General features: G+C 65.2%; 12 protein-coding genes. 8 read left to right on the forward strand and 4 right to left on the reverse strand.

Features of this window, described 5'->3' with window-relative positions; genetic code table 11:
- Positions 1-206 precede the first annotated feature (206 nt).
- Complete coding sequence (locus E0T84_RS00740) at positions 207-1,910, forward strand: hypothetical protein (RefSeq protein WP_249383530.1); 1,704 nt, start codon at positions 207-209, stop codon at positions 1,908-1,910.
- Here E0T84_RS00740 and E0T84_RS00745 read toward each other — a convergent pair.
- Positions 1,884-2,849, reverse strand: a complete 966-nt coding sequence (locus E0T84_RS00745; RefSeq protein WP_070943764.1) for a UTP--glucose-1-phosphate uridylyltransferase — start codon at positions 2,847-2,849, stop codon at positions 1,884-1,886. The genes E0T84_RS00740 and E0T84_RS00745 overlap by 27 nt on opposite strands.
- Before the next feature lie 114 nt (positions 2,850-2,963).
- Positions 2,964-3,578: a nitroreductase family protein gene (locus E0T84_RS00750; protein WP_249383531.1), complete on the reverse strand. Its 615-nt coding sequence runs from the start codon at positions 3,576-3,578 to the stop codon at positions 2,964-2,966.
- Positions 3,579-3,665: 87 nt separating this feature from the next.
- Here E0T84_RS00750 and E0T84_RS00755 point away from each other — a divergent pair, with 87 nt between their 5' ends.
- Genes E0T84_RS00755 through E0T84_RS00765 form a run of 3 tightly spaced genes read left to right on the forward strand, consistent with a single transcriptional unit; the run spans position 3,666 to position 7,109 of the window.
- Positions 3,666-4,931 carry an aspartate kinase gene (locus E0T84_RS00755; RefSeq protein ID WP_070186429.1) on the forward strand — a complete coding sequence of 422 codons (1,266 nt, stop codon included), beginning with the start codon at positions 3,666-3,668 and terminating at the stop codon, positions 4,929-4,931.
- A gap of 1 nt (position 4,932) precedes the next feature.
- Positions 4,933-5,967 (forward strand): aspartate-semialdehyde dehydrogenase, encoded by a 1,035-nt coding sequence (locus E0T84_RS00760; RefSeq protein ID WP_070186428.1) that lies wholly within the window; start codon positions 4,933-4,935, stop codon positions 5,965-5,967.
- A gap of 8 nt (positions 5,968-5,975) precedes the next feature.
- Positions 5,976-7,109: a DUF4185 domain-containing protein gene (locus E0T84_RS00765; protein ID WP_110764997.1), complete on the forward strand. Its 1,134-nt coding sequence runs from the start codon at positions 5,976-5,978 to the stop codon at positions 7,107-7,109.
- 131 nt (positions 7,110-7,240) lie between these two features.
- Here the strand turns inward: E0T84_RS00765 and E0T84_RS00770 are convergent, their stop codons facing one another.
- The gene (locus E0T84_RS00770; RefSeq protein WP_070186427.1) at positions 7,241-7,456 is read right to left on the reverse strand and encodes a hypothetical protein; all 216 of its coding nucleotides are present in this window, start codon (positions 7,454-7,456) and stop codon (positions 7,241-7,243) included.
- 14 nt (positions 7,457-7,470) lie between these two features.
- Positions 7,471-8,322 (reverse strand): hypothetical protein, encoded by an 852-nt coding sequence (locus E0T84_RS00775; RefSeq protein ID WP_070186426.1) that lies wholly within the window; start codon positions 8,320-8,322, stop codon positions 7,471-7,473.
- A 220-nt stretch (positions 8,323-8,542) separates the two neighbouring features.
- Between E0T84_RS00775 and E0T84_RS00780 the strand changes: the two genes are divergently transcribed.
- The 4 genes from E0T84_RS00780 (at position 8,543) to E0T84_RS00795 (ending at position 10,750) form a co-directional block, all read left to right on the forward strand.
- A complete protein-coding gene (locus E0T84_RS00780; RefSeq protein ID WP_070186425.1) occupies positions 8,543-8,962 on the forward strand; it encodes a hypothetical protein in 420 nt (139 codons plus the stop codon).
- A gap of 50 nt (positions 8,963-9,012) precedes the next feature.
- A complete protein-coding gene (locus tag E0T84_RS00785) occupies positions 9,013-9,450 on the forward strand; it encodes a Fur family transcriptional regulator (protein WP_070186424.1) in 438 nt (145 codons plus the stop codon).
- 113 nt (positions 9,451-9,563) lie between these two features.
- A complete protein-coding gene (locus tag E0T84_RS00790) occupies positions 9,564-10,091 on the forward strand; it encodes a hypothetical protein (RefSeq protein WP_070186423.1) in 528 nt (175 codons plus the stop codon).
- Positions 10,092-10,108: 17 nt separating this feature from the next.
- The gene (locus E0T84_RS00795; protein ID WP_070186468.1) at positions 10,109-10,750 is read left to right on the forward strand and encodes a sensor domain-containing protein; all 642 of its coding nucleotides are present in this window, start codon (positions 10,109-10,111) and stop codon (positions 10,748-10,750) included.
- The last annotated feature ends 55 nt before the right edge of the window (positions 10,751-10,805 follow it).

Raw genomic sequence — 10,805 nt, forward strand, 5'->3', positions numbered from 1 at the left:
CGGTATCCGTCGGACCTGCCATCGCTCCTGCATATGCGGACCCCGTCCCTCCGCCGCCACCAGACCAGCCGAGCCTGACTCTGCCCGGTCCTGAGCTTGGAACGAAATCCGAAATCTACGTCGCTCCAGAGAACCCAGAAAAACTGACAGTGCCGGTACCGGCTGGATTGAATGCGGTTCGGCTGCGCGGCACCATCAAGGCGCCCGTGAATTTCGATGCTGGCACCCTCGAAATCAGCGACGACGGTGGCAAGCTGCTCGCAGCGATCGATCTGCCACCCGGAGCATCCAGTCGGCCCACAACACCGCTGGATGTGGATATTTCAGCGGCACGGCGCGGTTCGCCGATCGGGCTGACCTTCGCTCTGCGGCCACGGTTCGACCCACAGATGTACACCAGTTCATATTGCTGGCCTCGTCAGCAGCTAGTCGTCAGTGATCTGTCGATCATGTTCACGGGCTCAGAAGCACCGGCGACGACCGTCGCGGACTTCTTTCCACCGGTGCTTCAGCGGGCGACGATCTATACCCCAGTCGATGCCGACACCGATGAGCAGCAAGCGGTGTTGACGCTGGTATCCACACTGGCGCGTTTGTACAGCAATCAGCCGACGGTGATTACAGTCGTCACCCAACCTCGCGGATCGGTACCGCCGCCGGCGGGCGAACTGACGCGGGCGGTTCTCGTCGAACACAGTGACAAACCCGGCCTGCAGGTCGAAAACCCCGGCGCACCCGATGTATTCCTTCGCGTCTCCGGTCAAGGTGGTCAGCTGTCGACTCAGCTGTCACTCCTTGTCAACAAGCTTCAGTCGCTGGCGCAGGTAGAAACGGTCCGAGTCGACCAGGCAGGCTCGTCGGATCCTGGCCCGCGCGGTGACACGTTGACGTTCGACGAGTTGAGCATGACCGGCAGCACCGACGTCATCCGCAGTGCCACCATGTCGGTCGGCGTCGAACGTGCATCGTTCGGGGCCGATCGTGTCGATGGTGTGCAGGTGCATCTGCTCGCAGACTATGCGCCGGTGGCCAGAGATGACGCGGCAGCGGTGGTGATTCGCTCCGGTGGTGTGGTGGTCTATCGAGCGGCACTCGACAACACTGGCCGCCTCGACGCGACATTCGATCTGGACAGCAAGAAGATTGGCCAGTACATCACCCTCGATATGGCCCTCACCTACACGCCGCATGAGACCTGCGGGCTCCTCATTCCGCTGACCTTCGAAGTGAATCCGCAATCGACATTGAGCGTGCACCGCGGCGGCCCCCCGCTCGACGGTTTCGGCGCCATACCGTCGGAGTTCAGTCCCAAATTCATGGTGGCGATGGACGGGAGCGCCCCCAATCAACTCGCCACCGCCGCGCGGATGGTGGTGTCGATCGCGCGCTTCGCCGGTACGCCTGTGACACCAGAGGTAGTCGATCTCAATACTGCCGCTGGCGCCAACACCGGAGCAGTGATCTTGGCCAATTCCGCAGCGCTGAAAGAGACTTCGCTCAAACCACCCATCGGTGGTGACGGGACGGCGATCGACTTCGAGCTTCCGACTGTGCTTCGCGCAAGCATCAAGGGCGGCCTCGGATCGATCCAGGCGTTCGCCGATCGGCCCCGCGACCGTGCGGTTCTCCTCGTGACCACTACTGGCCCGTGGACACTGGTCGACCCCGTGTTCAGCTACCTCGAGGGCGTCGGCGGCGATTTCTCCAAGCTCACCGGAGATGTGCTCGCGGCCGGTGTGGGCGGTGAGCCGGTGAATCTCGCGATCCGAGCCACTCAAAACGCCGCCGGTGCCGACGGATCGTCGGCACAGTCCAGTTCGCGGAATACCCTCGTCGGCGCCGCGGTGGCGGTTGCGGCGCTCATCGGGTTGGTCGGGGCCGTCCTATGGAGAAGGCGTCGTACCACCTGAGTTAGGACTATCTATCTCCTGCGCAATTGTGTGCAGCAGCGGGCCCTCCAGCTGGGATGCGAGATCTCGCAGTACCGGGCCGTACTCAGGATGTGCCAGCGCGAAAGCGAACTGCGCGACCAGGTAGTCGGACGGATTTCCGGTGTCACACCAATGTCCTTGGATTACCTGGCCGTAAACGGCATGGTCTTTGGCATAGGCGTTGATGGCGTCGGTCAGGTAGATCTCACCGGCCTGGGTGCCCTCGTACCAGCGTTTGGTCTGTTCGCGCAGCTCATCGATGACGCCGGGGGTGATGACGTAACCGCCGATGGCGGCATAGGAGGATGGAGCCTCGGAGGGTCGGGGCTTTTCGACGATTCCGGTGATCCGTAGGAGCCCGTCGTCAAGGTCCTCTTTCACGATGGGTACGCCGTAGCGGTACGACTGCTCGGGAGCCATCGGCATCAACGCCAGCACCGGGGACGACGTCTGCTCGTATGCCCGGATCAATTGCTGGGCGCGCGGAACCTCGGCGACGAAGACGTCGTCGGGCCACAGCACCAGAATTGGCTCGTCGCCGAACGATCGGGATGCATTGAGGACCGGGGTGCCGTTGCCGTAGGGGCCGTGCTGATGAAGATAGGTGATGTGGCCGCGGGCGGACAGCTCGCCGACCTCCTCGACCGCGTCGGCGTAGGCATCTTTCCCATCTTTGCGCAGCTGCGCGATGAGCTGCTCATTCGGTCGAAAGTGCTCCTCTATCAGAGTTTTCCCGCCGGATACCACGATCGTGATGTCAGTGATGCCGGAACTGACCAGTTCACGCACAGTATGTTCGATGACTGGCTTGTCGCCGACCGGCAGCATCTCCTTGGGGATGGCCTTCGTCAGCGGTAACAGACGTGAACCGATACCGGCAGCGGGGATGACGGCCTTGCGGATGGCCTGTCGTGACATGTGATCCTCTCCCTCAGGCCTAGAAGGTTCCCTAGTGGGTTTACCACCAAGGCGGGTTTCGCGAAGCCATCCGAAAGGCAGCTGGCGGCAATTCCGGAATTTATGTTTCCGCAGCTAATCCGAATTGGGTGAGGCAATGGGAAATCCCCAACGCCCGACGAATGCGATCTCCTCAAGCGGCATCCGTTCCCGGGCCCGGCTGTCGCGCTCGACAACTGCCGGATCGGCCGCCGAGTAGTCCCCGAGCGTGCCGACGGCCACCACCGCCAGAGCCCGCACCCCGTCCGGGATGCCGAACGCCGACCGGGCACCGTCGACGTCGAAGCCGGCCATCGGATGGGCGATCAGCCCGCGTGACACCGCCTCGACGGTCAATTGCGCGATCGCCGCGCCGGCGTCGACCGCCGCGTACAAGGCCGTGCGCTCGTCTTCTCCCTGGTCGGCGCACACCAGGATCAGCGCGGAGGCCGCATGGGCATAACTGTTGCCGCGTTTGAGCAGACCGGCCAGTGTGGTGAATGTCTCGTCGCCTCTGATCCCGACGATGAACCGGACCGGTTGGCGGTGGCCCCAGCTGGCCGCCCAGCGCGCCGCTTCTAGAACTGCGGTGAGCTGGTCAGCGGTAATGACGGCATCGGGATCGAACGCCCGGGGGCTCCAGCGGGCTGCGAGGTCCGGATGAATGGGCACGCTGGTGCTGGCCAGCCTGCCTTTCGGCGTGTCAGGCACGCCCGCCAAGCTACCGGCGGGGAAAATCCCGTGCGCGTCTCCCTTATCCTTGGTTCGACTCATTCCAGCGTTCTGAAGGGTTAGATTGTGGCGCTCGTCGTACAGAAGTACGGCGGATCCTCGGTATCGGATGCCGATCGGATCCGTCGCGTGGCCGAGCGCATCGTCGAGACGAAGAAGGCAGGCAACGACGTCGTCGTCGTGGTCTCGGCGATGGGCGACACCACCGACGACCTGCTCGACCTGGCCCGTCAGGTCTCCCCGGCCCCGCCCGCGCGCGAGATGGACATGCTGCTGACCGCCGGTGAGCGCATCTCCAACGCCCTGGTCGCGATGGCCATCGAGTCGCTCGGTGCGCAGGCCCGCTCATTCACCGGGTCACAGGCCGGCATCGTCACCACCGGCATCCACGGCAACGCCAAGATCATCGACGTCACCCCCGGGCGCCTGCGCGACGCGCTGGACGAGGGCGTCATCGTGCTGGTCGCCGGATTCCAGGGCGTCAGCCAGGACAGCAAGGACGTCACCACCATGGGCCGCGGCGGCTCGGACACCACCGCCGTCGCCTTGGCGGCCGCGCTGAAGGCCGACGTCTGCGAGATCTACACCGACGTCGACGGCATTTTCACCGCCGACCCGCGCATCGTGCCCAACGCCCGCCACCTCGACACCGTCTCCTTCGAGGAGATGCTCGAGATGGCCGCCTGCGGCGCCAAGGTGCTGATGTTGCGCTGCGTCGAATACGCCCGCCGCTACAACGTGCCGATTCACGTTCGTTCGTCGTACACGGACAAGCCCGGCACCATCGTCAAAGGATCGATCGAGGACATCCCCATGGAAGACGCCCTGCTGACCGGAGTAGCCCACGACCGCGGGGAGGCCAAGGTCACCGTCGTCGGTGTCCCGGACGTCCCCGGCTATGCCGCCCGGGTGTTCCGCGCGGTCGCCGAGGCCGATGTGAACATCGACATGGTGCTGCAGAACATCTCGAAGGTGGAGGACGGCAAGACCGACATCACCTTCACCTGCCCGATGGACAACGGCCCGACGGCCGTGGAGAAGCTGACCGGGCTGAAGGACGAGATCGGGTTCAGCCAGGTGCTCTACGACGACCACATCGGCAAGGTGTCGCTGGTCGGCGCGGGCATGCGCAGCCACCCGGGCGTCACCGCGAAGTTCTGCGAGTCGCTGGCCGAGGCGGGTGTCAACATCGACCTGATCTCGACGTCGGAGATCCGCATCTCGGTGCTGGTCAAGGACACCGAGTTGGATACCGCCGTCGCGGCGCTGCACGAGGCATTCGACCTCGGTGGCGAAGACGAGGCCGTGGTCTACGGCGGAACGGGGCGCTGAGATGGTCAACATTGGTGTCGTCGGTGCGACCGGCCAGGTCGGCCAGGTCATGCGCACCTTGCTGGAAGAGCGCGACTTCCCCGCCAGCTCGGTCCGGTTCTTCGCCTCGGCCCGCTCCGAGGGCAAGAAGCTGACGTTCCGCGGCGAGGAGATCGAGGTCGAGAACAGCGAGACGGCCGATCCGTCCGGTCTGGACATCGCGTTGTTCTCCGCCGGTGCGACGATGTCGCGCGTGCAGGCCCCGCGGTTCGCCGCGGCCGGCGCCGTCGTCGTCGACAACTCGTCGGCTTGGCGCAAGGACCCTGACGTGCCTCTCGTCGTCAGTGAGGTGAACTTCAAGCGAGACGGCAGAATTCGCCCGAAAGGCATCATCGCCAACCCGAACTGCACCACCATGGCTGCGATGCCGGTGCTCAAGCCTCTGCACGAGGAAGCCGGGCTGACCCGCCTGATCGTGTCGAGCTACCAAGCCGTGTCGGGCAGTGGCCTGGCCGGTGTCGAGGAGCTCGCCTCGCAGACGCGCGCGGTGGTCGACGGTGCCGAACAGCTGGTGCACGACGGCTCGGCACTCACCTTTCCGGAGCCGGTGAAATACGTTGCTCCCATTGCCTTCAACGTGATCCCGTTGGCCGGCTCACTGGTCGACGACGGCTCCGGTGAGACCGACGAAGACCAGAAGCTGCGCAACGAGAGCCGCAAGATCCTGGGCATCCCCGAACTGTTCGTGAGCGGCACCTGCGTGCGTGTTCCGGTGTTCACCGGTCACTCGTTGTCGATCAATGCCGAGTTCGCTCAACCGATTTCGGTCGAGCGTGCCCAGGAGCTGCTCGCGGGCGCGCCCGGTGTGAAGCTGGTCGACGTGCCGACTCCGCTGGCCGCCGCCGGTGTCGACGAGTCTCTGGTCGGCCGGATCCGCCAGGATCCCGGTGTGCCCGACGGGCGTGGTCTCGCCCTGTTCGTGTCCGGCGACAACCTGCGAAAAGGTGCCGCGCTGAACACGATCCAAATCGCCGAGCTGCTGGCCGCCGAGCTCTAAACACCCCCTTGCGCCGAAACCGCATTCCAGCAGGCGTTGTCTCGATCTTTCTCTGCTGGAATGCCGTTTCGGCGTTACCGGTGGCGGGCGCCAACCCGGGCTTCGGCGATCCGGTGGTGCCCCCGCTGGCTCCCGGCCAGGTGCTGCGCATCGGCCCCAGCGCCGGAACCGGTACGCCCACCCGCGATTACGGAATCGGTGCCACCGACCTGTGCGAGTTCATGGAGTTCCCCAGCCGGGTGCTGCAGGTCTGCGGTGACAGCTTCGCGGGCCAGGCGGTGGGCTTCGGGGGCTGGCACTCGCCGGTGGCATTGCACGTCGACGCCGACTCCATCGAGGGCGCGGGCGGTGTGCGCTACCGGGGCGTGACCGGGGTGGACAAGCCGCTGCTGGCCGACGCGACGCCACCTGGTTCGTCGCAGTTGCCTGCCGGCGTGATCTCCATCAACCGCGAGAACTACATGTTGGTGACCACCACCAAAGATCTGCGGCCGCAGAGCTCTCGGTTGGTGAAAGCCGATGCGGCCCGGCCTCTTTGGCCGACGGTGCCGGGTTCGGTGCGGGAGGCCGAGTATCAGGGCGGCGCGCAGTCGCAGATCACCGGCTACTACGACCCGGTGCCGGCGCCGGATTCGCCGAGCGGGTGGGTGTACATCCTGGCCAACAATTTCGACCGCAGCAGCTCGCCGTTCCTGTACCGGGCCGGCCCGAAGACCTTCACCGACCGGGCCACCTGGCAGGGCTGGTCGTCGTCGGGTGGTTGGGGAAAGGCTCCGACGGCCTTGTTCGCCGACCGGGTGGGTGAGATGAGCATCCGGCAGATCGACGGTAAGCCCGTGCTGTCGTACTTCAACGCCACCACCGGAAACATGGAGGTGCGGGTCGCCTACGACCCCACCGGTCTGGGCGCCGCGCCGGTGACCACGGTGGTGTTCGCCAGTGCCTGGCCGGACCCGGCCGACGCGCTGCCGCCGCCGGAGGTCAACCAGCTGGCCCAGCCCTACGGCGGTTACATCTCACCGGGCTCGACGCTGGATCAAGTCCGGGTCTTCATCAGCCAGTGGAACACCATGGCCCGTGGCGGCACCCCGTACCGGGTGATCCAGTACGCGGTGAACCCGTTCAAGCCGTGGGAGCAGTAGCTTCTGAGCGCCGATCCCATCACGCCTCTGCGCCGCTTTCCACCGTAGGGCTGTGGTTCGCGTGTGCGAGCAACCCCTGGGCAGAAAACGCCGTCGACCGCCGGGCAGCGCCTGGGTGCCCCGCAGGAAATCTAGATTGCGGTGAGTTCTTTGCCGGTGAAGTACCGTGAATGCGTGCGCTGCAGAGTCTCCAAAGACTTGCTGGTCAGAGCGGCGATTTCGATATCCCCATCAACGCGTTCAGACTCCAATTGAAGGCGCATCCGCATCGCGTCACCAGGGTCGTCAAACTCACGCACACGCCGTTCGCGGGTGCGCCGGTTGAACTCGACTACGAATCCAGGCATATGTCCCTCAACTCCTAATACCTGTCGAGCATACGTCGCACCTCGGTGAGCGTGCCCAGATACTCGGCCTGTGCAGCGTCTTGTCCGTCCCGCATATCCTGAGCCCGTTGCTCTAGCTCTTCAAGAAGGGCGACTGTCTCCAGATATTGCCTTGTCACCTTCTTCGCCACGGGCATCCGTTGTAGCGATTCCCGTGCAATCCTCATCTCCGCTTGAGTCTTCACAAGTTTGACCTTGGACCGCTCGTTGCGTGCCAGGGTGTCGGCCAGCTGGTGCATCAACTCAACTATTTCGCGGGCGTCTTGATCCTCAGGCATTTCGTTGTAACGGATACCCCGGCCGAGGAGATCGCCGATCCGCTCGTAGGTGTTGGCCCAGGCGCTCTGGCCAACCGTGCGAATCTGAACCTCTACGCGGCCGCCTGGCAATCGCAGCCAGACGTGGACGGCGCGGTAGCCGCTGTGGGGATTGTCGCGTAGATCCCGCACCCGGGAGCGTTCGCCGAAGTGTGCGGCGATTTCTTCTGCAAGCGCTGTCTGCACATCAAGGGTGATATCAGCGTCAATACGTACGCCGGCGAGATCTTGGACCTGGTCGAGCGTCAATCTCGGTTCCCGCTGCAGCTTCTGCACCAGTGTGTCGACGGTCTTGGGTCGAGCGGTGATGTCGAATCGGTCGGGCGGGCAGGCTTGCCAGTTGGTGATGTACAACGTGGTGGCCACCTCGGCCGCCAGATCGTTGTGCCAGAGCATCACGGCGTTGTACCGATCGTGCACTTCGGTGGTCGTGCCACCGGCCGCCAGCGCGTCGCCCAGCCGCCTGAGGTCGCCATTGGTCCACTGGGGAGTGCTGTTGAGAATGCTCAATGGCCAGCTTTCATGGGTCGTGAGTCGTCCAGTAGTAGATTCTGCGCGCCGCTTTCTACCGCATGGCTGTGGTTCGCGTATGCGAGCAGCCCCTGGGCAGAAAACGGCGTCAACCGAGCGTCAAACGGCGGCCTGGCCAAGGAAGCGCCCGCAGCGCTTTCAAAGCTGATTCACAGCCAATTCTTGATCGGCACCTCAACAGTGCTCGCATGCTCGTGTCATGACTGAAACACCCCGTGAACCTGTGACGCAGCCTGTCGCCACGACCGAGCCGGCGCCTGCCCCCGTCGCGCCCACCGAGAACAAGCCGAGCCGTCTCATGCAGGCGCTGGCCTGGGTCGGCATCGCGGCCGGCACCGTCTTCATCGTCGCCGTGGTCTTCGGCACCGGGTTCTTCCTCGGTGCGCATTCCGGCGACGGTTACGGCCATCACCATCGCGGAGGCCACGACCGCGGCGGCATGATGATGTTCCATCGCGGCGGCCCCGACGGCGGGCCGGGTCGGATGGGACCGCCGCACGGCATGATGCCGCCGTGGGGTCCCGGCCCCGGCCCCGGCTCGTTCGGCCCAGGTGGCCCGGGCAGTGGTTCAGAGCGGTCTGAGACCCCGGCGACACCGGCACCGCCTGCGCGACCATAATCACAGCCCGCTCTTTTTGACTGACTCCAAAGAGCGCGCATACTGGAGCCGTGACCACGGTGCATGTCCACGACCCCAAGGCCCTGTTGCGGGCCGCTGGGTTGCGCGTGACTGCACCGCGGGTCGCGGTTCTGCAGGCTCTGGCCGAACATCCGCATTCGACTGCAGACGATGTGGCCGGTCTGGCGCGTGAGAACCTCGGCTCGGTGTCCACCCAGGCGGTTTACGACGTCCTGCGGGCCTGCGTGAACGCCGGTCTGGTCCGTCGTATCGAACCTGCCGGTTCCTCTGCGCGCTATGAGACCCGCGCCGGCGACAATCACCATCACCTGGTCTGCCGGGTGTGCGGTGCAGTTGCCGACGTCGATTGCGCGGTCGGGGAGACCCCGTGTCTGGAACCCTCTGACCTGGCCGGTTTCGCGGTTGACGAAGCCGAAGTCGTGTTCTGGGGAGTCTGCGCGGATTGCCAGACAGCCGCCCCAAACTAGACCACTCTGCAGCCCAACGGACGCCCCGGCCACTTCCCCTTGGTGGCCGGGGCGCCTTGGTTTTCGCCCAAGCGTTGGGTGGGGTCGGCCGAATCGTGAGATTCTCGCTAACCATGACCCGCAATCGGCTTCTGGTCGCCGCGCTGCTCGCAGCGCCGGTGCTGGCCGCCGGGTGTAGCGCGGGCACCGAACCCGGGCGCGGTGCGGCCATGGTCTTCGCGGTCGGCGATTGCGTGAGCGTCCCGGCCGCCACACCCGATGCCCCGCAAGTCACGCGGGCCGGCGAGGTCTCCTGCGACGTCGACCCCAGCTACACCGTCGGGGCCATCGCCGACGCCAACGGCGCGTGTCCGAGCACCGAATATCAGCACCTGCCCGCCCAGCTCGCCGATCCGTCGACCACGCGCTTGTGCCTGGTGCCGAATCTGGTCGCCAACCACTGTTACGAACTCGGCATGCCCGCGGGCATGGTCGAACGTGCCGACTGCACCGCACGCAGCGTCCGGGGCCCGGGCGTCATGGTTCAGGTGACCCAACGGCTGGACGTGCGGGACGGGTCGGCCTGCCCTGCCGAAACCGGGCACTACGCCTGGCCGTACCCGTCGCCGGCGCGAACCTATTGCACGCGGACGGTTCACTAACTGGCATGATCGAGGCCATGCGTGCCCTGACTGTCGGTTTCGGGCTGGCCGGTCTCGCGCTGGCATTGGCTGCACCTGCTGGTGCGCGTCCCTCAGATCCCGGTGTCGTGTCCTATGCCGTCATGCCCAAAGGTTCGGTGGGCAACATCATCGGTGCCCCGATGACGTGGGAGTCCCAGTTCACCTCGCCGTTCCAAGGTTTTTCGGTGGAGAACCCGGTGTGCAACAACTGGGCCGACATCGGCCTCCCCGAGGTGTTCAACGACCCGGATCTCGCGTCGTTCAACGGAGCCACCACCCAGACCGCCGCCAACGACCAGAGCCATTACGTCAAGCAGGCGATCGGCGTCTTCGCGACGGCCGAGGCCGCCGACCGTGCCTTCCACCGCGTGGTGGACCGCACCAACGGCTGCTCGGGGCAGACCACCGCGATGCACCTCGACAACTTCGTGACGCAGGTGTGGACCTTCACCGGCGGCCCGGCGAGCGCCACCGACGCGGACTGGGTGAAGCAGGAGGCCGGCACGGACCGGCGCTGTTTCAACACCACCCGCAAACGCGAAAACGTGCTGCTGCAAGCCAAGGTGTGCCAGTCCGGCAACGCGGGCCCAGCTGTCAATGTCCTGGCGGGTGCCATGCAGAACACGTTGGGTCAGTAGAACTTGTCGGTCCTATCTGGATGATGGAACAGAACCGAGCCGTTTGATCCGGTGA

It is taken from the genome of Mycobacterium sp. DBP42, assembly GCF_005924235.1.
GTDB classification, from domain to species: Bacteria; Actinomycetota; Actinomycetes; order Mycobacteriales; family Mycobacteriaceae; genus Mycobacterium; species Mycobacterium syngnathidarum.